Source organism: Hydrogenophaga sp. YM1, assembly GCF_016903055.1.
In the GTDB taxonomy this organism is placed as follows: Bacteria; Pseudomonadota; Gammaproteobacteria; order Burkholderiales; family Burkholderiaceae_C; genus Hydrogenophaga; species Hydrogenophaga borbori.
Genome location: NZ_CP070223.1, coordinates 366,996 through 386,761 on the forward strand (window position 1 = coordinate 366,996; position 19,766 = coordinate 386,761).

Annotated in this window: 21 protein-coding genes; 10 read left to right on the forward strand and 11 right to left on the reverse strand. The window is 71.9% G+C overall.

What is annotated here, in order from left to right:
- Positions 1-37: 37 nt before the first annotated feature.
- From JNX00_RS01800 to JNX00_RS01825, 6 genes are all read right to left on the reverse strand, one after another.
- Complete coding sequence (locus JNX00_RS01800; protein ID WP_204743907.1) at positions 38-700, reverse strand: glutathione S-transferase; 663 nt, start codon at positions 698-700, stop codon at positions 38-40.
- A 2-nt stretch (positions 701-702) separates the two neighbouring features.
- Positions 703-1,119 carry a DUF3597 domain-containing protein gene (locus tag JNX00_RS01805; protein WP_070400293.1) on the reverse strand — a complete coding sequence of 139 codons (417 nt, stop codon included), beginning with the start codon at positions 1,117-1,119 and terminating at the stop codon, positions 703-705.
- A 104-nt stretch (positions 1,120-1,223) separates the two neighbouring features.
- On the reverse strand, positions 1,224-2,366 hold the full coding sequence (locus JNX00_RS01810) for a DNA alkylation repair protein (RefSeq protein ID WP_204743908.1): 1,143 nt from the start codon (positions 2,364-2,366) through the stop codon (positions 1,224-1,226).
- Positions 2,367-2,384: 18 nt separating this feature from the next.
- On the reverse strand, positions 2,385-2,867 hold the full coding sequence (locus JNX00_RS01815; protein WP_204743909.1) for a CinA family protein: 483 nt from the start codon (positions 2,865-2,867) through the stop codon (positions 2,385-2,387).
- 2 nt (positions 2,868-2,869) lie between these two features.
- The gene (locus JNX00_RS01820; RefSeq protein WP_204743910.1) at positions 2,870-3,376 is read right to left on the reverse strand and encodes a phosphatidylglycerophosphatase A; all 507 of its coding nucleotides are present in this window, start codon (positions 3,374-3,376) and stop codon (positions 2,870-2,872) included.
- A 35-nt stretch (positions 3,377-3,411) separates the two neighbouring features.
- Complete coding sequence (locus JNX00_RS01825) at positions 3,412-4,305, reverse strand: LysR family transcriptional regulator (protein WP_070400297.1); 894 nt, start codon at positions 4,303-4,305, stop codon at positions 3,412-3,414.
- A 116-nt stretch (positions 4,306-4,421) separates the two neighbouring features.
- Between JNX00_RS01825 and JNX00_RS01830 the strand changes: the two genes are divergently transcribed.
- From JNX00_RS01830 to JNX00_RS01840, 3 genes are read left to right on the forward strand one after another with little or no spacing between them, the layout of a single operon-like run.
- Positions 4,422-5,519 carry an aromatic ring-hydroxylating dioxygenase subunit alpha gene (locus tag JNX00_RS01830; RefSeq protein WP_204743911.1) on the forward strand — a complete coding sequence of 366 codons (1,098 nt, stop codon included), beginning with the start codon at positions 4,422-4,424 and terminating at the stop codon, positions 5,517-5,519.
- Between the two features lie 35 nt (positions 5,520-5,554).
- Positions 5,555-6,517 carry a PDR/VanB family oxidoreductase gene (locus tag JNX00_RS01835; protein WP_239478234.1) on the forward strand — a complete coding sequence of 321 codons (963 nt, stop codon included), beginning with the start codon at positions 5,555-5,557 and terminating at the stop codon, positions 6,515-6,517.
- A 46-nt stretch (positions 6,518-6,563) separates the two neighbouring features.
- Positions 6,564-7,556 carry a Bug family tripartite tricarboxylate transporter substrate binding protein gene (locus JNX00_RS01840; protein WP_204743912.1) on the forward strand — a complete coding sequence of 331 codons (993 nt, stop codon included), beginning with the start codon at positions 6,564-6,566 and terminating at the stop codon, positions 7,554-7,556.
- 37 nt (positions 7,557-7,593) lie between these two features.
- On the opposite strand, the gene thiL is transcribed toward JNX00_RS01840, so the two are convergent.
- Genes thiL through apaG form a run of 3 tightly spaced genes read right to left on the reverse strand, consistent with a single transcriptional unit; the run spans position 7,594 to position 10,965 of the window.
- A complete protein-coding gene (gene thiL / locus JNX00_RS01845) occupies positions 7,594-8,556 on the reverse strand; it encodes a thiamine-phosphate kinase (RefSeq protein WP_204743913.1) in 963 nt (320 codons plus the stop codon).
- Positions 8,549-10,543, reverse strand: a complete 1,995-nt coding sequence (locus tag JNX00_RS01850) for a site-specific recombinase (protein WP_070400302.1) — start codon at positions 10,541-10,543, stop codon at positions 8,549-8,551. The genes thiL and JNX00_RS01850 overlap by 8 nt, the downstream gene beginning before the upstream one ends.
- A 23-nt stretch (positions 10,544-10,566) precedes the next feature.
- Positions 10,567-10,965 (reverse strand): Co2+/Mg2+ efflux protein ApaG, encoded by a 399-nt coding sequence (apaG, locus tag JNX00_RS01855; RefSeq protein ID WP_070400333.1) that lies wholly within the window; start codon positions 10,963-10,965, stop codon positions 10,567-10,569.
- Positions 10,966-11,131: 166 nt separating this feature from the next.
- On the opposite strand from apaG, the gene rpe reads away from it, so the two are divergent.
- Both rpe and gph read left to right on the forward strand, forming a co-directional pair.
- Positions 11,132-11,809 (forward strand): ribulose-phosphate 3-epimerase, encoded by a 678-nt coding sequence (gene rpe, locus JNX00_RS01860; protein WP_204743914.1) that lies wholly within the window; start codon positions 11,132-11,134, stop codon positions 11,807-11,809.
- Between the two features lie 89 nt (positions 11,810-11,898).
- Positions 11,899-12,561 (forward strand): phosphoglycolate phosphatase, encoded by a 663-nt coding sequence (gene gph / locus JNX00_RS01865; RefSeq protein ID WP_275564520.1) that lies wholly within the window; start codon positions 11,899-11,901, stop codon positions 12,559-12,561.
- 1 nt (position 12,562) lies between these two features.
- Here gph and JNX00_RS01870 read toward each other — a convergent pair whose 3' ends face one another.
- Both JNX00_RS01870 and JNX00_RS01875 read right to left on the reverse strand, forming a co-directional pair.
- Positions 12,563-13,684 carry an ABC transporter substrate-binding protein gene (locus JNX00_RS01870; RefSeq protein WP_070400305.1) on the reverse strand — a complete coding sequence of 374 codons (1,122 nt, stop codon included), beginning with the start codon at positions 13,682-13,684 and terminating at the stop codon, positions 12,563-12,565.
- 106 nt (positions 13,685-13,790) lie between these two features.
- Complete coding sequence (locus tag JNX00_RS01875) at positions 13,791-14,399, reverse strand: chalcone isomerase family protein (RefSeq protein ID WP_070400306.1); 609 nt, start codon at positions 14,397-14,399, stop codon at positions 13,791-13,793.
- Positions 14,400-14,794: 395 nt separating this feature from the next.
- Between JNX00_RS01875 and trpE the strand changes: the two genes are divergently transcribed.
- From trpE to trpD, 5 genes are all read left to right on the forward strand, one after another.
- The gene (gene trpE / locus JNX00_RS01880; RefSeq protein ID WP_204743916.1) at positions 14,795-16,294 is read left to right on the forward strand and encodes an anthranilate synthase component I; all 1,500 of its coding nucleotides are present in this window, start codon (positions 14,795-14,797) and stop codon (positions 16,292-16,294) included.
- Between the two features lie 101 nt (positions 16,295-16,395).
- Positions 16,396-16,968, forward strand: a complete 573-nt coding sequence (locus JNX00_RS01885) for an aminodeoxychorismate/anthranilate synthase component II (protein ID WP_070400308.1) — start codon at positions 16,396-16,398, stop codon at positions 16,966-16,968.
- Positions 16,965-18,041 carry a low-specificity L-threonine aldolase gene (gene ltaE, locus JNX00_RS01890; RefSeq protein ID WP_070400309.1) on the forward strand — a complete coding sequence of 359 codons (1,077 nt, stop codon included), beginning with the start codon at positions 16,965-16,967 and terminating at the stop codon, positions 18,039-18,041. Before JNX00_RS01885 ends, ltaE begins: the two co-directional genes overlap by 4 nt.
- A gap of 14 nt (positions 18,042-18,055) precedes the next feature.
- Positions 18,056-18,703: a LysE family translocator gene (locus JNX00_RS01895; protein WP_204743917.1), complete on the forward strand. Its 648-nt coding sequence runs from the start codon at positions 18,056-18,058 to the stop codon at positions 18,701-18,703.
- An 11-nt stretch (positions 18,704-18,714) separates the two neighbouring features.
- Complete coding sequence (trpD, locus tag JNX00_RS01900; protein ID WP_070400311.1) at positions 18,715-19,761, forward strand: anthranilate phosphoribosyltransferase; 1,047 nt, start codon at positions 18,715-18,717, stop codon at positions 19,759-19,761.
- The last annotated feature ends 5 nt before the right edge of the window (positions 19,762-19,766 follow it).

Genomic DNA, 19,766 nt, shown 5'->3' on the forward strand with positions numbered 1-19,766 from the left:
CGCGGCGAGCGGGGCCGCAAGGACCCGTGCGGCCGTGTCAGCCCAGGACCTCGAACGGTCCGCCCTTGTCGATCGCGCGGCGGTAGGCCGGACGGTCGTGGATGCGGCGCAGCCAGTCCATCAGGCGCGGGCGTGAGGCGTTGAGCCCGCCGCGCGCGGTGGCGGCCTCCACCGGAAAGCTCATCTGCACGTCGGCGGCGCTGAAGGACTGGCCGGCGAACCAGGGGCTGCCGGCCAGCTCGGCTTCCAGGAAGTCCAGGTGCTGCGTGAGGTTGGGCGTGATGAAGCGCGCCTTCACCATCGCCGAGATGGCCTTGGCCACCGGCCGCACGAGCAGCGGCGCCTTCTCCACCCGGTCGAACACCAGCTTGAGCAGCAGCGGCGGCATCAACGAGCCTTCGGCGTAGTGCATCCAGTAGCGGTAGCGCAGGAACTCCGGCGTGCCGGGCTCGGGCCGCAGCCGCGGCCCGTGGCGCTCCACCAGGGTTTCCAGGATCGCGCCCGATTCGGCCAGCACCAGCGCGCCATCCACCACCACCGGTGACTTGCCCAGCGGGTGCACCCGCTTGAGCTCGGGCGGCGCGAGCAGGGTCTTGGGGTCGCGCTCGTAGCGCACGATCTCGTAGGGCAGGCCCAGCTCCTCCAGGAGCCAGAGCACGCGCTGCGAGCGCGAGTGGTTGAGGTGGTGGACGCGGATCATGCTCAGTCGAGCAGTTCCTTGGGCACGTTGCCGCCGTTGGCGGCGATGTGGGCGAGCACGTTCTTGTGCAGCCAGACGTTCATCTTGGCCGAGTCGTTCATGAACTCGTCGGGGCAGTAGAGCTCCTTGGCCAGTTCCTTGCGCGCCTGCAGGCTGCTGTCCATGTCGAGCAGCTTGAGCAGGTCGACGATGGAGGTGCGCCAGTTGAGCTTCTGCGGGTTGGCCGCCGCGCGCTTTTCCATCTGGGCGACCACGTCCACCATCGCGATGGGGTTGACCACGGCCGGCGCGGGCGCGGCGGCGGCCGGGGCCGGGCTGGGCGCCGCCACCGGGGCGGGCGCTGGCGCGGCGGCGGGCGGCGTGGCGGCCTGGGCGGTGGACAGTCCGAGCTTGTCGAGGATGGTGCTGAAGAATCCCATGGCGGTCTCCTGAGGTCGTTGGTCGGCCGGCCAGTATAGGAGGGGGGTATGACGACGGGGCGTCCATCGCCCCTTTCGAGGGGGCGCCATGGCCCCGGGCCGGCTCAGGATCGCAGATCGAAGGCCGCCTCGGCCACGCCCACGCCGTTCACCCGCAACTCGACGCGGTGGCGGCCTGGGTAGAGTCGGCGCGTCGTCACCTCGCGCAGCGAATGCGCCTTGTCGAGCTCACGCGATTCGCCGGGCGCGAGCTCGATCTTCCAGCCCTTGAAAACCTTGGGCGACGCCGACCCATTGGCCTTGACGTGGTGCACCGCGTAGTCGACCACCAGGGTCTGCGGGCCGCGCGCGAGCGAACGCAGCCGGGCCTGCAGGCGCACCTGGCCGCCCACCGCCACCGCCGCGGGGGCGATGCGCAGCGTGGCCTCGCCGTCGAAGCCATGGCTCAGGCCCCAGGCCGCGAGCGTGGGCGCGTGGCCGGCCTTGATGAGCCCGCGGCTGGCGTGGCGTAGCAGGGCCTCGCGGGCCGCATCGGCGCCCACGCGGTGCTCGCGCACCCAGTCGGCCACGCGTTCGGGGTGGTCCTTGGCGATGTCGTTGAGGTGGTTGGCCACGCTGCGGCGCACATAGGCGCTGGTGTCGTTCTGCAGCGCGCGCAGCAGCGGCAGCGTGGGCGCGGGGTCGGCCACCAGGGCCTGCAGGCGCAGGCCCCAGGGCAGGCGCGGGCGGCTGCCTTCGCTCACCAGCCGGCGCACGTGGGCGCTGGCGTCGCCGGTCCAGCGCGACAGCAGCGGGAACACGAGCCCGGGGCGCTGCGCGATGAAGGGGCGGATGGCGAACTCGGCCGTGAAGCGCTGCGTGAGCTCGCGCAGGCAGAGCAGGGCGCGTTCGGGCTCGTCCAGGCCCGCGCGCGCCACCCATTCGCCCGCGCCCCACAGCGCCCAACCGCCCACGCCCTGCGGTGGCAGGCCTTGAAGTCCCACGGGCTCGCCCTCGGTGTCCAGCGCCAGCGGCGGCGCGAGCGCGGCCTCCAGCACGCCGCAGGCGCGGTCGAAGTCGGTGGGCAGGGTGGCCTGCAGCGCGTCGGCCAGGCGGTGCGCGCGGGCCTTGAACTCCAGGCCGTCCTGGCCATCGAGCGCGATGGCCGAGAAGCGCTCGGCGTCGAAGCCGCGCCAGGCGCGGCGCAGGTGGCGCGCGGTGTGCGCCACGGTGTCGGGGTTGATGAGCAGCTTGAAGGCTTCGGCCATGCGCGGGTCCTGGGGGTGTCAATCCAGCCGCTGCAGCAGGCCGGCCAGGGCGTGCCGCACGGCCTGCGCGCGCACGGCGGCGCGGTCGCCGTCGAAGCGGCGGTGCTCGCTGGCCACGCCGGCTGGCGTGCACCAGCCGAACCACACGGTGCCCACGGGCTTGTCCGCGCTGCCGCCCGTGGGACCGGCGACGCCGGTGACCGCGAGCGCGCAGCGCGCCGCCGAATGGGCCACCGCGCCCGCGGCCATGGCGCGCGCCACGGGCTCGCTCACCGCGCCGTGCGCGGCGATGAGCGCGGCGGGCACGCCCAGCGAGTCGGTCTTGGCGGCGTTAGAGTAGGTGACGAAGCCGCGCTCGAACCACTCGCTGGAGCCGCTGAGTTCGGTGCACGCGGCGGCGATCAGGCCACCGGTGCAGCTTTCGGCGCTGGCCATCATGGCGCCGCGCGCGCGCAGGCGGGCGGCCAGTTCGGTGACGAGGTCGAGCGTCGCGGCGTCCATGCTCAGAAGCGCCAGAGCGCGATGACCAGCAGCGTGCACAGCGCGGCCGCGAAGTCGTCGAGCAGGATGCCGAAACCGCCGCGCGGGCCGAAGCCCTTGAAGGCTTGGTCGGCCCAGGCCATGGGGCCCAGCTTCACGGCGTCGAAGAAGCGGAACAGCGCGAAGGCCACGAGCTGCGCCCAGAAACCGGCGGGCGCGATCAGCCAGAGCACGAGCCAGAAGGCCACCACCTCGTCCCACACGATGTGGCCCGAATCGGCCACGCCCAGGTGCCGCGCGGTGACGGTGCAGGCCCACCAGCCCAGCAGCGTGGCCGCGGCGAGCAGCAGGCCCCAGCTGCTGTGCGGCAGCAGGGGTTCCAGCACCAGCCAGGCGACCCAGGCCCACAGCGTGCCCGAGGTGCCCGGCGCCAGCCGCGACAGGCCCGCGCCCGCGCCGAGGGCGATGAAGTGGGCGGGGTGGGCGAAGAGGAAGCGCCAGGTCGGGCGGGCGGGGGCGTCGGAGGGCATCGGTCGATGATAGGTGGGCGGCGCGTCCAGGCGGTTCAGCCCGCGCTGCCGCGCGCTTCGTCTTCCAGCGCATCCAGGAAGACCCGCACCTTGGACGGCACCAGCCGCCGGCCGGGCAGCAGGGCGTAGATGCGCAGCGGCTCGCAGGTCCATTCGGGCAGCAGGCGCACCAGCGCGCCGCTGGCAACGGCCTGTTCGCAGAAGGTGGCCGTGATGCGCGCCACGCCGAGCCCGGCCTTGGCGCTGGCCAGGCGCAGGCTGGCGTTGCCGCTGCGCATGCGCGGGGTGCGCATGTCCACCTGCACCGGCTCGCCGCCGGGCCCCTGGAAGCTCCAGAGGGCGTCGTCGTTGCCGGCCAGCAGAGGCAGGTCGTTGAGGTCCTGCGGCGACTTCAGCGCGGGGTGCTCGCGCACCAGCTCGGGCGAAGCGAAGAGGCCGCGCTCCAGCGAGTACACGCGCCGCGTCACCACGGTGGCGGGCGCGAAGCTGTGTTCGATGGCGGAGAACACGATGTCGTAGTGGCGCTCGAACAGCGCCACGCGTGCGTGCTCCACGTCGAGGTGGACCTTGAGTTCGGGGTGCGCCTTCATCACCGCGCAGGACACGCTGGCCAGGTGGTGCGCGCCGAACTCGTAGGGCGCGGCCACGCGCAGGGTGCCCTGCACCTGCGAGCTCTTGGTGACGGCCTCGGCGGCGAACTCGCGCAGCTGGGCCAGCGGTTTGGCTATCTCTCGGTAGAGCGCCTCGCCTTCATCGGTGAGGCGCAGCTGGCGCGTGGTGCGCTCCAGCAGCCGCGCGCCGATCTGCGCCTCCAGCCGCGTCACCGAGGCGCTGAGGCTGGACTTGGGGCGGTCGGTGGCCCGCGCCGCGGCCGTGAATCCGCCGTGGTCCACGACCTGGCAGAAAGCGTCGAAATCTTCCCAATGCATTGTTCAGGTTCGCGAACACAGAAGCCAGGGCAGCCTGTTTATCGCCAGCCGCCCGCTGCCTAGGATTCTCACCCATCGACAACGCATGACGCACCGCTGGTGCATGGAGAGACAGGGTGTTCCTGAAGAACTGCTGGTACGTGGCCGCCTGGGACCACGAATTGATCGACGGCAAGATGCTGGCGCGCACCATCCTGGAAGAAGCGGTGCTGCTCTACCAGTCCGAAAGCGGCAAGGTGGTGGCGCTGCAGGACCGCTGCTGCCACCGCGGCGTTCCGCTGCACCTGGGTCGCCGCGAGGGCGACTGCGTGCGTTGCATGTACCACGGCCTGAAGTTCGACGCCTCGGGCAAGTGCATCCAGATCCCCGGCCAGGAGGTGGTGCCACCCAAGCTGGGCGTCAAGAGCTACCCCGTGGTGCTGCGCGACCACCTGGTCTGGATCTGGATGGGCGACCCGGCCCAGGCCGACCCCGGCGACATCATCGACTTCCCCTACCTGCGCGACCCGCAATGGAAAGGGGTGCCCGACTACCTCCACTACGAGGCCAACTGGCTGCTCATCGTCGACAACCTCAGCGACTTCGCGCACCTGGCTTTCGTGCACACCAAGACCCTGGGCGGCTCGGAGGAGTACGCCTACGTGACCAAGCCGGTGGCCATCGAGCGCCTGCCACGCGGCTTCCGGGTGGAGCGCTGGCACATGAACGCGGCGCCGCCCCCGTTCCACCGCAAGGTGCTGCCCGCCGCCGAGAAGGACCTGCCGGTCGACCGCCGCAACATCGGCCACATGCACGTGCCGGGCATCTTCTTCCTGGAGTCCATGTTCTCGCCGGCCGGCAGCGGCTCGGAAACCGGCAACCGGGAGGGCAGCCGCGAGTACCGCAACTGCCAGTTCATGACGCCGGAGACCCGGCGCACCACGCACTTCTTCTGGACCTACCTGAACAACTTCGAGGGTGAGGACGCCAATGTCTCGCGCTCGCTGCACCAGAGCCTGATCGAAGGCTTCATGGAGGACAAGCACCTCATCGAGGCGCAGCAGAAGGTGCTGGACGCGGATCCGGGCTTTCGCATGCTGGCCGTCGCGGCCGACGCGCCGCTGTCGCACTTCCGCTGGACCTTCGACAAGCTGGTGGCCGGGGAACGCGCCGCCGAGAGCGCGGTGGCCGTGCGGATGGCCGCCCCGGCCGCGGGTGCGGGACAGCCCGCGTGACGGGGCCGGTGGTGGACGCGGCGAAGGGCCCCGCGATGGCCCAGGCGCCGGGCGAGCTGAGCCTGCGCATCGCCGACATGGGCGCCGAGGCGCGCGACGTGCTGCGGCTCGAGCTGGTGGACCCGCGGGGCGGCGACCTGCCGGTGTTCGAGCCCGGCGCGCACCTCGACGTGCACCTGCCCAACGGCCTGGTGCGCCAGTACTCGCTGGCCAACGACGCGCGCGAGCGGCACCGCTACGTGATCGGCGTCGGGCGCGCCGCGCCCGGGCGCGGCGGCTCGGCCTGCGTGCACACCGAGTTGCGGCCCGGCATGGCGCTGCGCTGCGGCGCGCCCGTCAACCACTTTCCGCTGGTGCCCGATGCGCCGCGCTACCTGTTCATCGCGGGCGGTATCGGCATCACGCCCATCCTGTCCATGGTCCGCTGGTGCGAGGCCGCGGGTCGGCCCTGGCGCCTGGTGTACGCGGCGCGCAACCGCTCGCGCCTGGCCTTCTACGAGGACCTCGCACCCTTCGGTGGCAAGGTGCAATGGCACTGCGACGACGAGGCCGGCGGCCCGCTGCCGGCGGCGCGCCTGGTGGCCGGGGCCGGTGCCGGCACGCACATCTACTGCTGCGGCCCGGCCCCGCTGATGGAGGCCGTGCGCGACGCGCCCGGGGCGGTGCCGGCGGCGGAGCGGCACTTCGAGTGGTTCGCCGCGCCGCAGCGGTCCGAGCCCGACGCCGCGGCGGGGGGCTTCTGGGTCGAGCTGCGGCGCAGCCAGCGGCGCTTTCACGTGCCGCCCGAGCGCAGCATCCTGGAGGTGCTGGAGGCCAACGGCCTGTCGATTCCTTTCTCTTGCCGCGAGGGCCTGTGCGGCACCTGCGAGACCGCCGTGTGCGAGGGCGAGCCCGAGCACCGCGACTACGTCTATCCCGAGTCCGAGCGGCCCGGACTGCGCCGCCTGCTGGTCTGCGTGTCGCGTTCGCGCACGCCCGGGCTGGTGCTCGACCTCTGAGCGGCTTCCATTTCCCCCCCCACCACGACAAAAAGGAGACATCCCCATGAGCGTTTCACGCCGCCGTTTCTGCCAGGCCAGCGCCACAGGGTTGGCGATGGCCGCCTGGCAGCCGCCCCTGCAGGCCCAGACCCCGACGCCGGAGACGGCCAAGATCCTGATCGGCTTCGCGCCGGGCGGCACCATCGACCTCGTGGGGCGCCGCGTCGCCGAGAAGCTGCACCCGGGTTACGCGAAGGCGGTGGTCGTCGAGAACCGCACCGGCGCGGGCGGGCAAATCGCCGTGCAGGCGGTGAAGAACGCCGCACCCGACGGCGCCACGGTGCTGCTGACCCCCGCCTCGCCCCTGGGCCTGCACCCGCACACCTTCCGCCGCCTGCCCTACGACCCGGTGCGCGACGTGGTGCCCGTGTCGGCCGCGGCGGCCTTCGACTACGCGCTGGCGGTCGGCCCCCAGGTACCGGTCAGCGTGAAGAGCGTGCCCGAGTTCCTGGCCTGGTGCCGGGCCCACCCGGCCAGCGCCAATTTCGGCTCGGCCGGTACGGGCTCAGCGGCCCACTTCATCGGCGCCTCGCTGGGCAAGACCGGCCAGGCGGATCTGCGCCACGTGGCCTTTCGTGGCTCGCAGCCCGCCATCACCGACCTCATCGGTGGCCAGATCGCCGCCGTGGTCGGCCCCACCGGCGAGTTCATGTCCAACGTGAAGGCTGGCAAGTGCCGGCTGCTGGCCACCAGCGGCCCGCAGCGCGGCCGCTTCACGCCCGACACGCCCACGCTGGCGGAGCAGGGCATCGCCGACCTGAAGTACCTGGGCTGGTTCGGCTTCTACCTGCCCGCCGCCGCGCCGGTCGACACCGTGCAGCGCCTCAACGCCGGTGTGCGCCAGGCGCTGGCCGCGCCCGACGTGGTCGACGGGCTGGCCTCGCTGTACATGGAGCCCTTCCCCAACAGCCCCGCGCAGTTGGCCACGCTGCTGCGCGAGGAGTCGGCCTTCTGGGCCCGCCTGGTCCAGCAGATCGGCTTCACGCCGGAGGCGTGAAGCATTTCGCCTGCGCAGGGGCCACCCGGCGCGGCGCTCAGGCGAAATGGTCGAAGCCGCGCGCGCGGATGGTCAGGTCGCGGCCCAGCGCATCGAGCACCCGCCACCCCGGCGCTGCCCGCAGGCGCCCGATGCGCGTGACCGCCACGCCGGCACCGGCGCCTGCCGCCAGCACGGCCGCGTGGGCCGAAGGGTCGGCGGTGAACAGCAGCTCGTAATCGTCGCCGCCGGCGAGCAGGCAGTCCAGGCGGTGCGCCTCATCCAGATCGCGCAAGGCCGGTGCCACTGGCAGCGCGGCAGCGTCGATCTCCGCGCCCAGGCCGCTGGCCTGCAGGATGTGGTCGAGGTCGCCGAGCAGGCCGTCGCTGAGGTCCAGCGCGGCGCGCACGCCCTCGGTGGCGGCCAGGGCCTGGCCCAGCGCCAGGCGCGGCGTGGGGCGGTCCATGCGGTCCTGCACCACGGCCAGCTCGCCGCGCGCCCAGGGCTCGCCGCGCCGCAGGGCCAGGGCCAGGCGGGCCTCGCCGGTGCGCCCGCTGAGCCAGAGCTCGTCGCCCGCCCGCGCGGCGTCGCGGCGCAGCGCGCGCCCGGGCCGCACCTCGCCGAACACGGTGAGGCTGAGCGTGAGCGGGCCGCGCGTGGTGTCGCCGCCCACCAGCGGGCAGTGGTGCGCATCGGCCAGCGCGAACAGGCCGCGCGCGAAGGGCGCGAGCCAGGCCTCGTCGGCCGCCGGCAGGGCCAGCGCCAGCGTGAAGCCCAGTGGGCGCGCGCCCATGGCGGCCAGGTCCGACAGGTTGACCGCCAGCGCCTTGTGGCCCAGGGCCTCGGGCTCGGCGCCGGCGAAGAAGTGGCGGCCTTCGACCAGCATGTCGGTGCTGACGGCGAGCTGGTGGCCGGGCGTGGGCTGCAGCAGGGCGCAGTCGTCGCCCACGCCCAGCACCACGGGGCCGCCGGCCGGCGCGGCGCGCGCGAAGTGGCGCGCGATCAGTTCGAACTCACCCATGCGCGGAAGGCTCGGCGGCTTCGTCGTCCGGGCCCGGGCGCTCGCGCGGCGGCAGCAGGAAGCTCAGCGGCGCGGAGCGCAGGCGCCGGCGCATGGCCTGGCGGATCAGCTGGCGGTTGCCCGTGCTGATGGCCTGCGCGCGCAGCGCCAGGCGGAAGGCCAGGTAGAAGCTCACCGTGAGGTTGAGCGGGCCGACCACCAGCACGCCCGCCACGGCCCACCAGAAGGCCGGTTCGCGCAGCACCTCCAGACCCAGCGAGAAGCCGGCGGCCGCCAGTTGGCCGGCCGAGAGGGTGACGTGGCGCACGTCCAGGCCCAGGCCGAAGAACTGCGCGAACACCGGCACCAGGCCCAGCATGAAGCCCAGCGACACGTTGGCCGCCAGGCCCGAAACGTTGGCGCGCGCGAAGCCGGCCCAGCGCGCGGCGCGCGTGCGGCCCAGCACACGCGTGAAGCGCGGGTTGTGGGCGATGGCGGAGTCCAGCTTGTGGAAGACGAACCAGTTCTCCACCCAGCCCGCGATGATGCTGCTGGCGAACAGCAGCACGCCGGTGAAGGCGGCGAACAGCGCGGTGGGGCCGAGCAGGCGCAGGTCGTGCAGCACGTGGCGGGCCTTGTCGGCGCCGATCATGGCCTCGCCGCCCAGGAACCACAGCAGCGAGCTGATCAGCAGCACCGTGGGCACCACCATGCCGACGTTGCCCAGGATGGCCGCGATCTGCGAGCGGAACAGGTTGGCCACCTCGTCGACGAAGCGGCGCACCGCGCCCGTGGCCTTGATGTCGCGCAGCTTGGCCACCATGGCCGGCGCGGTCACGGCGGGCTGCTTGGTCGCCACCGTCCATTGCAGCAGCATGATCAGCACGAAGCAGGCCGCGTAGTTGAAGCCGGCCGCGAAGCCGCCCCAGAAGGCCGACAGCCCCACGCCGTAGAGCGCGAACTTGATCCAGGTGGTGAAGCCCAGCACGAAGCCGCCGCCCGCGGCCTTGCCCAGCATTTCCTTGTACTCGGCGGCGTTGCGGGTGATGTAGTGCTCGCCGCTTTCGGCGCTGCGCTCGGCCACCTTGGCGGCCGTGAGGTGCGAGCTGGCGGCGATGAGGGCGCGCACGCTGCGGTTCTCGATGCCGACCTGCACCAGGTCGGCCAGCAGGGCGGCGTTGGCGCGGCCGGGCTGGGCGGCCAGCAGGCAGTCCAGCAGCTGCTTGATGCGCACGATGCGCTCGCGCAGCTGGCGCAGGCGGAACACGATGCCCACCGATACGCCGTGCTCTTCCAGGTGCTGGTAGACGGTGTAGGCCGCGTGCCGGCAGGCGTCGAGCTGGCCGCGCAGGCGCTCGGCGGCCTGCTCGGCCTCGGCGCTGCGCGGGCCGTGCACGCGCAACTCGCGGCGCAGCGCCTCGAACACGCCGGGCAGTTCGTGGAAGGGGCGCTCGGCCTGCGCCTCGGCCGACATGCGGATGCGGATCTCGGAGGCGAAGCCGGTGGCGCTGACCTGGCTGGTGCAGAAGGTCAGCGCGTCCAGCAGCGACTGATTCCACACATCGGTGCCGCGCTCGGGCGTGAGCGCGGCCAGCCGCTCCAGCGTGGCCGTGTCCAGCGCCTTGATCCAGCGCACGTCGAAGGGCGAGGGCAGCAGCAGCGAGAACAGCTCGGCCAGGTCGCGCGTCTCGGGCGTGCCGGGCAGCAGCTTGCGGCGCAGGCGGTGGCCGAGTTCGCTCAGGAAGGCGGTGCGCGGCGCGAAGCCGAAGTCGGCCAGCAGCGGGGTGATGTCGACGCCGGCCACGAAGGCGCGCAGCCAGGCGTGCCAGCGCTCGCGCAGCGCCGGGTCGGCCTCCAGCGCGCCGACGAACAGGCGCACGCGCGAGAGGGCGGCGGCCACGTCGATGGCGTCGCCACGCACCCAGGCCAGCGCGTCGGCCAGCCAGAGGTGGCGCTGCGCCAGCGGCGCCTCGGGCGCCATCGTGTCGAGGAGCTGTTGCAGGTCCATGCGGGCCGGGGGCGCGGGGGGCTTCAGTGCAGCACGCGCGTGGCCTGCGCGCCACCAGCGCCGCCCGCGCGCAACTCGAACTCGGGCACCGCGGCCTCGAAGCGTTCGCCGTCCTCGGCCACGCAGAAGAAGCTGCCGCGCATGGCGCCGGTGGGCGTGCGCAGGCGGGTGCCGCTGGTGTACTGGAAGGACTCGCCCGGGCGCAGCAGCGGCTGGTGCCCCACCACGCCCAGGCCCTTCACCTCTTCGGTGTGGCCGTGCGCGTCCTCGATGATCCAGTGCCGCGAGATGAGCTGCGCGGGCGCCTCGCCGTGGTTGGTGATGGTGATGGTGTACGCGAAGGCGTAGAGCTCTTCCTCGGGCGCGGACTGCTCGCTCAGGTACTGAGGCTCGGCCTCGCAGGTGAAGAGGTACTTGGGCATGGGCGGCATGTTACCTGTGGGCCGCGCGCGCCGCCGGGGCAGAGCCCCCACGCTGCGCACTTCGTGTCGTCGCTGCCCCCCATGGGGGCGCAGGCCTCCCTGGGAGGCGGCCCGGCGGGAGGCCTGAGACAATGCCGGGTTCCGATTCCGCCGCCCAACGCCCGCCATGACCACGTACCGCATCGCCCCCTCCATCCTCTCCGCCGACTTCGCCCGCCTGGGCGAGGAGGTGCGCCAGGTGGTCGCCGCTGGCGCCGACTGGATCCACTTCGACGTGATGGACAACCACTACGTGCCCAACCTCACCTTCGGGCCCATGGTGTGCCAGGCCCTCAAGCCGCACGCGAAGACGCCCGACGGCACACCGGTGCCCATCGACGTGCACCTGATGGTGCAGCCGGTGGACGCGCTGGCCCAGTCCTTCGCCGACGCCGGCGCCGACCTCATCAGCTTCCACCCCGATGCGAGCACCCACGCCCACCGCAGCGTGCAGGCCATCAAGGCGCGCGGCGTCAAGGCCGGGCTCACCTTCAACCCCGCGGCCTCGCTGGACGTGCTGGACTGGCTGATCGACGACATCGACCTGATCCTGATCATGAGCGTCAACCCCGGTTTCGGCGGCCAGGGCTTCATCGACTCGGCACTGCGCAAGGTCGAGGACGCGCGCCGGCGCATCGAGGCCAGCGGCAAGGACATCCGCCTGGAGGTGGACGGCGGCATCAAGCCCGACAACATCCGGCGCGTGGCCGACGCCGGCGCCGACACCTTCGTGGCCGGCAGCGCGATCTTCGGCAAGCCCGACTACCGGGCCGTGATCGAGCAGATGCGGGCCGCGCTGGCGTGATGCGCGGCATCCGCGCGCGGCCGGGCGCCGGGCCGCGCCCCAGCCCAGCCGGCCCCCCCGGGGGGCAGCCACCCGCGCAGCGGTGGAGCGTGGGGGCACTGATCGTCGACCTCGACGGCACGATGGTCGACACCCTCGGCGACTTCGACGCCGCGCTCAACGCCACCCTGCGCGATCTCGGCCGCCCGGCCGTGGCCCGCGCCGACATTCAGCGCATGGTGGGCAAGGGCTCGATGCACCTGATCCGCGCCGCGCTGCGGCACGGTGGGCTGGACGAGGCCGGCGCGCAGGCGCGGCTGGACGAGGCCTGGGCCAGCTACCAGCGGCACTACGCCGTCGCCAACGGCGCGCACAGCACCGTCTACCCCGGCGTGGTGGAGGGCCTGCAGGCCCTGCGCGGGCGCGGCCTGGCGCTGGCCTGCGTCACCAACAAGCCGCTGGCCTTCGCGCGCGATCTGCTGCACGCCAAGGGCCTGGCGCCGTTCTTCGCGCAGGTCTTCGGCGGCGACAGCTTTGCGCGCAGCAAGCCCGACCCGCTGCCCTTGATCGAAACCTGCCGTGCGCTGGCGGTGGCGCCCGCGCGCACGCTGATGGTGGGCGATTCGCAGAACGACGCCCTGGCCGCGCGTGCGGCGGGCTGCCCGGTGGTGCTGGTGAGCTACGGCTACAACCACGGCGAGCCGGTGCGCGGCGTGGACGCCGACGCCTACCTCGACCGGCTCGACGAGCTGCCGGCGCACCTGCTGCCCTAAATCAGTAGAGCAGCCGGCCCTCGGCGGTGGCCACGCCAATGTCGACCCACTGGCTGCCCTCGTTGCCCTTGCTGAAATCCACGCGGAAGCCGCCGAGGTCGAGTTCGCCCATGCGGCGCAGGGCCTCGGCCAGGCCGGTGGGGGTGAGCGGGCGGGCGCGGCGCGCGGCCTCGGAGAAGACCTGGGCCGTCACATAACCTTCGAGGTGGAACGGGGTGTAGGTCTTCACCTCGGGGTGCGAGCGCTGCATCGCCGCGCGGAAGGCGCGCTGCAGCGGCGAGGTCACGCCGTTCGGGTTGGGGAAGGTCTGGGCGATGCCCACGCCGCGCGCGCCCGCGCCGGCCAGGGCCTTGAGCGCCGGCGCCGGCAGGTAGGACAGCGAGAACAGCTGCTGCGAGACGCCCGCCGCGCGCAGCGCGGCGATGCTCTGGCCCATGAACTTGGGCGAGCCGATGACCATGGCCGAATGCGGGTTGCGCGAGGCGATGGCCTGCGCGGCCTTGGTGATGTCGGCCAGCTCCGTGCCCGACTCGGCGCCGATGATCTCCAGCCCCGTGCCCTGCGCGGCCGCCTTGGCCGAGGCCAGGCCGGACGAGCCGATCGGGATGTTCTGGTACAGCACGCCCATGGACTGCACGTTCAGCGCGCGCGCATGCGACACGATCTTGCGGATCTGCTGGTCGTCGCCGGCGCGGATGTGGAACAGCTTGGGGTGGCCGGGGTCGCGCAGCACGGCGGCGCCGGGCACGGCGTTGATGACCACGAGGTCCGTGCTGTCCAGCAGCTTGCTGTCCAGCATCTGCTTGAGCGTGGCCGAGCCCAGGGGCGTCAGCAGGGCCAGGGGCTTGCGCGGCATGGCCTCGGCCAGGCGGGCCTTGAAGCCGTCGAAGGTGTAGGTGTCGTCCAGCCGCAGCAGCTCCACCTTGCGGCCGGCGATGCCGCCCTTGCCGTTGAGGTCGTTGAAGGCGGCCGAGGCCCCTTCGTGCAGCTCCTTGGCGTCCGGCGCCGGCAGCACGGTGAACGGGCCGATGTGGGCGACGACCAGGTCGCTGGATTCCTGGGCCCGCGCGATCAGCGGGACGGCGCCAATGGCGGCGGCTTGGAGGACGTGACGGCGGCGCATGGGTCTCGGTGACGGGGTGGAACGAAGGAAACCCCGTACCGTACCCAGGATGCCGCCGCCCGTCGCGCGGCGAGGCCGTTTCGGGGGATGGCCGGCGCTCAGCCCGTTATGGGCGGTTGCCGGTGCGGGCTTTGCCCAACAGCGCGTCCTTGAGTTGCCAGTCGGCCGGCTTGGGGCCGAGCCAGATGCGCAGCAGCGCGTCGAAGAACTCCGGCTCCTTGAAGGGCTCGCCCTCGATCTGCCCGCGCACGGTCAGCACCGCGCCCGTGCCCGGCACCCAGTCCACGGTGAAGGTGTCGCCCTTGTTGAGCTTCTTGTGGGTGGCGAAGATCTGGCTCATGCGCATCACGCCGGGGATGAGCTTGGAGAAGGCCGCGCGGTCCATGTTGTCCTCCATGCCGCGCGAGAACAGCTTGCCCAGCTCGGCCGCGTCGATGTCGCGCAGCATGGTGATGCCGATGCGCTTGGGGCCCATGCTGGCCAGCACGCTTTCGGGCGTGTCGGCCTTGGCCGTGAGGTACAGGCCCGCCGTGTAGACCTGGAACACCGCCTTGTAGCGCACGCCCGCGCCATTGAGCACCAGGGGCTTGCCGGCCACGGTGATGCGGTCTTCCAGCGGCACGCCGGCCACGTCGACGGTGGCGGCCCAGGCCGCGAAGCCGCTGCAGAACAGGGCGCCGGCCAGGGCCAGCGCGCGCCAGGGAAGGGTCCGCATCGGGTGCATCCAAAAAAGTGAACGGTCGTTCGATTTTTGGAATTGTCCCCGCGCCGCCGGCCTCGGTCCAGCGGGTAAGGCTCTAGAACGAAAGCTTGGCGGCGTGATCCGCCGCACGCTCTATGGGCCCGTCGCGGGGCTTTGATATAGTGCGCCCACCATGTTTCGTCCCTGCACGCTCACCCACGGCTCTCTGCCGCGCCTCTTCGGCGGGGGAGCCTGGCCCTGGCGCAAGCCAGCCTGAACGTGCACCCCTCCCCCCGCGGGGACCGGCCGGGCGCCTGAGCGCCGCCGCTCCCCGCAGCGCCTCCCGGCAGCCCGCCTGCCGGACCGATGGAACCCCCCGGCCGCCACCCCCCACCGCTTCGCGGCGGCCCCGGACGGATGGAACGAACATGATCACCGAACTGGAATTCAAGAGCCTGGCCCAGCAGGGCTACAACCGCATCCCGCTGATGCTCGAGGCCTTTGCCGACCTCGAAACGCCGCTCTCCCTCTACCTCAAGCTGGCCCACGGCCGTGGCGATGGCCGCCACAGCTTCCTGCTCGAGTCGGTGGTGGGCGGCGAGCGCTTCGGGCGCTACAGCTTCATCGGCCTGCCCGCGCGCACCCTGCTGCGCGCCAGCGGCTTCGGCGCTGCGGCCAAAACCGAGGTGGTGCGCGACGGCGAGGTGGTCGAGACTGCGCACGGCAACCCGCTGGACTTCATCGCCGCCTACCAGCAGCGCTTCAAGGTGGCGCTGCGCCCCGGCCTGCCGCGCTTTTGCGGCGGCCTGGCTGGCTACTTCGGCTACGACGCGGTGCGCTACGTCGAGAAGAAGCTGGAAGCCGGATGCCCGCCCGACACCCTGGGCTGCCCCGACATCCTGCTGCTGCAGTGCGAGGAACTGGCGGTCATCGACAACCTCTCGGGCAAGCTCTACCTCATCGTCTACGCCGACCCGGGCCAGCCCGAGGCCTACAGCGGCGCCAAGAAGCGCCTGCGCGAACTGAAGGAAGCGCTCAAGTACTCGGTGAGCGCGCCGCAGGTCAAGCCCACCCAGCACCACCCGGCCGAGCGCGGCTTCGCCAAGGCCGACTACCTGGCGGCGGTGGAGCGCGCCAAGGGCCTCATCGCGGCGGGCGACTTCATGCAGGTGCAGGTGGGCCAGCGCATCCAGAAGCGATACACCGAGTCGCCGCTGTCGCTCTACCGCGCGCTGCGCTCACTCAATCCCTCGCCTTACATGTACTACTACCACTTCGGTGACTTCCAGGTGGTGGGGGCGAGCCCCGAGATCCTGGTGCGCCAGGAGCACACCGAGGACGGCCAGAAGATCACCATCCGCCCCCTGGCCGGCACGCGCCCGCGCGGCGCCACGCCCGAGAAGGACAAGGCCACCGAAACCGAACTGGTCAGCGATCCCAAGGAGCGCGCCGAACACGTCATGCTGATCGACCTGGCGCGCAACGACATCGGTCGCATCGCCAAGACCGGCAGCGTCAAGGTCACCGAGGCCTTCGCGGTGGAGCGCTACAGCCACGTCATGCACATCGTGAGCAACGTCGAGGGCATCCTGAACGAGGGCATGACCAACATGGACGTGCTCAAGGCCACGTTCCCGGCCGGCACGCTCACGGGCGCGCCCAAGGTGCATGCCATGGAACTCATCGATCAGCTGGAGCCGGTCAAGCGCGGCATCTACGGCGGCGCCTGCGGCTACCTCAGCTACGCCGGCGACATGGACGTGGCCATCGCCATCCGCACCGCCATCGTCAAGGACCAGGTGCTGTACGTGCAGGCCGCGGCCGGCGTGGTTGCCGACTCGGTGCCCGAGATGGAGTGGAGAGAAACCGAACACAAGGCGCGCGCGCTGCTGCGCGCCGCCGAACTGGTGGAGGAGGGACTGGAATGAGCGCGATCATGAACGACGCCGGGCCGTCCCAAGGCGTTCAAGCTCCCTTGGGGGGCAGCGACCCCCGCCCAGCGGGGGAGCGTGGGGGCTTTCGTGTCCTGATGGTGGACAACTACGACTCCTTCACCTTCAACATCGTGCAGTACCTGGGCGAGCTGGGCGCCGAGGTCGAGGTGGTGCGCAACGACGAGGTCACGCTCGATGAGCTGCAGGCGCGGCTCGACGGCGGTCGCATGGACCGGCTGGTGATCTCGCCCGGCCCTTGCTCGCCGGCCGAGGCCGGCATCTCGGTGCCCGCCATCCGCCACTTCGCGGGCCGCCTGCCCATCCTGGGCGTGTGCCTGGGACACCAGAGCATCGGCGCGGCCTTCGGCGGCACCATCGTGCGGGCCAAGGAACTGATGCATGGCAAGACCAGCGAGATCAGCACCACCCAGCGCGGCGTGTTCGCCGGCCTGCCCGAACGCTTCACCGTCAACCGCTACCACTCGCTGGCGATCCGCCGCGAGGACTGCCCGGCCGAGCTCGAGGTCACGGCCTGGACCGACGACGGCGAGATCATGGGCGTGAAGCACCGCACGCTGGCGATCGAGGGCGTGCAGTTCCACCCCGAGAGCATCCTCACCGAGCATGGGCACGCGATGCTCAAGAACTTCCTGGAGCAAGCGCCATGAACACCGTCGATCTCCGCAGCGACACCGTCACGCAGCCCACGCCCGCCATGCGCGAGGCCATGATGGCCGCGCCCCTGGGCGACGACGTGTTCGGCGACGACCCCTCGGTCAACGCGCTGCAGGAGAAGATCGCCGCGCTCACCGGCAAGGAGGCCGCGCTGTTCATGAGCAGCGGCACCCAGAGCAACCTGTGCGGGATGATGGCCCACTGCGGCCGCGGCGACGAGTACATCGTGGGCCAGAACGCGCACACCTACCGCTACGAGGGCGGCGGCGCGGCGGTGCTGGGCAGCATCCAGCCGCAGCCGCTGGCGCAGGACCCGCAAGGCCTCATGAACCCGGCCGACGTGCGGGCCGCCATCAAGCCGGACGACCCGCACTTCGCGCGCACGCGGCTGCTGTGCCTGGAGAACACCTGGAACGGTCACCCCATGCCGGCTGCCTATCTGGACGAGATGGCCGAGCTGGCGCGCGACCACGGGCTGGCCCTGCACCTCGACGGCGCGCGCGTGTTCAACGCGGCGGTGGCCGACGCCGGACCGGGCGGCGACGTGGTCGCGGCGCTGCGCGCCATCACCGGCCGCTTCGATAGCGTCTCGGTGTGCTTCAGCAAGGGCCTGGGCGCGCCCGTGGGCTCGGCGCTGTGCGGGCCGCGCGAGCTGATCGAGCGCGCGCGCCGCTGGCGCAAGATGGTGGGTGGTGGCCTGCGCCAGGCGGGCCTGCTCGCGGCGGCGGCTTCGCACGCGCTGGACCACCACGTGAACCGCCTCGCCGATGACCACGCGCTCGCGCAACGGCTGGCGCAGGGCCTGGCGGCCATCGAAGGCCTCACGGTGCGCTCGGCGCAGACCAACATCGTCTTCGTCGACGTCGCGAACGGCCGCGGCCCCGACCTGCTCGCCCACCTGGAGCGCCAGGGCGTGCTGGCCACCGGCCTGATCGGCCTGCGCTTCGTGACCCACCTGGGCGTGGACGCGGCGGGCATCGAGCGGGCGCTGGCCGCCGTGCGCGGCTTCTTCGGCCAGGCCCCTTCGGGCCAGGCGCCGCGCCCGAGCGGCACCGCGGTTTACTGAACCGGAGCGAAGCCATGCCCGACCTGCCGCAATTGCTCCTGTTCGTCGCGGCCGGCTGGCTGCTCAACCTCACGCCCGGGCCGGACGTGCTCTACATCGTGAGCCACGGCCTGCGCGGCGGCGCGCGCGCCGGCATGGTGGCCGCGCTGGGCATCGTCGGCGGCTGCTTCGTTCACGTGTTCGCGGCCGCCGCCGGCCTGAGCGCACTGCTCGCCACCTCTGCCACGGCCTTCACGGTGGTCAAGTGGATCGGCGCGGCCTATCTGCTGTGGATGGGCGTGAAGCTGCTGTTCTCGCGCACCGGCCGCCTGAACCTGGCCGATGGCCCGCCGCCCGAGGCCGACCTGTGGGCGGTGTGGCGCCGCGGTTTCCTGACCAACGTGCTCAACCCCAAGGTCGCGCTGTTCTTCCTGGCCTTCGTGCCGCAGTTCATTCGGCCCGACGCGGCGCACCCGGCGCTGAGCTTCCTGCTGCTGGGCGTTCTGTTCAACCTCAACTCCCTGCCCATCAACCTGGGCTACGCCTGGCTGGCCGCCTGGGCCGCGCGGCGCCTGCACACGCTGCAGCGCGCCATGGGCTGGATGGACCGCGCCGCGGGCGCTCTGTTCATCGGCTTCGGCCTGCGCCTGGCCTTCACCGACCACCCTTCTTCCCGCGCCTGAGGAGACGCCACATGCAACGCATCCACCACATCACGCCGCAAGAGGCACTGCAGCGCACCATCGAGCACCGCGAGATCTTCCACGACGAGATGCTGCACCTCATGCGGCTCATCATGAGCGGCGAGATGTCGCCTGTGATGATGGCTGCGCTCATCACCGGCCTGCGCGTGAAGAAGGAAACCATCGGCGAGATCACCGCCGCCGCGCAGGTGATGCGCGAGTTCTCCACCAAGGTGCACGTGGCCGACAAGACCCACCTGGTCGACATCGTCGGCACGGGCGGCGACGGCTCGCACACCTTCAACATCTCCACCTGCAGCATGTTCGTGGCCGCCGCCGCCGGCGCGCGCGTCAGCAAGCACGGCGGGCGCAGCGTCTCCAGCAAGAGCGGCAGCGCCGACGTGCTGGAAAGCCTGGGCGTCAACATCAACCTCACGCCCGAGCAGATCGCGCGTTGCATCGAACAGGTGGGCGTGGGCTTCATGTTCGCGCCCAACCACCACCCGGCGATGAAGAACGTCGGGCCGGTGCGGCGCGAACTCGGCATCAAGACCATCTTCAACATCCTGGGCCCGCTCACCAACCCGGCGTCGGCGCCGAACATCCTGATGGGCGTGTTCCACCCCGACCTCGTGGGCATTCAGGTGCGCGCGCTGCAGCGCCTGGGCGCCGAGCACGCGGTGGTGGTCTATGGCCGCGACGGCATGGATGAGGTGTCCCTGGGCGCGGCCACCATGGTCGGCGAACTCAAGAACGGCGAGATCGTGGAATACGAGATCCATCCCGAAGACTTCGGCCTGACCATGGCCAGCAATCGCGCGCTGCGCGTGGAGACGCCCGAGGCCTCGCGGGCCATGCTGCTGGGCGTGCTCGAGCGCCGCGACGACCCGGCCTTCAAGGCTGCGAGCGAGATCGTGGTGCTCAATGCGGGCGTGGCGCTGTACGCGGCCAACGTGGTGGCGGACGTGGAGGCGGGCATCGCGCTGGCGCGGCGCACGCTGGATTCGGGCGCGGCGCTGGCCAAGCTCGAGCAGCTCAAGGCCTTCGCGGCCGCGTGAAGGGG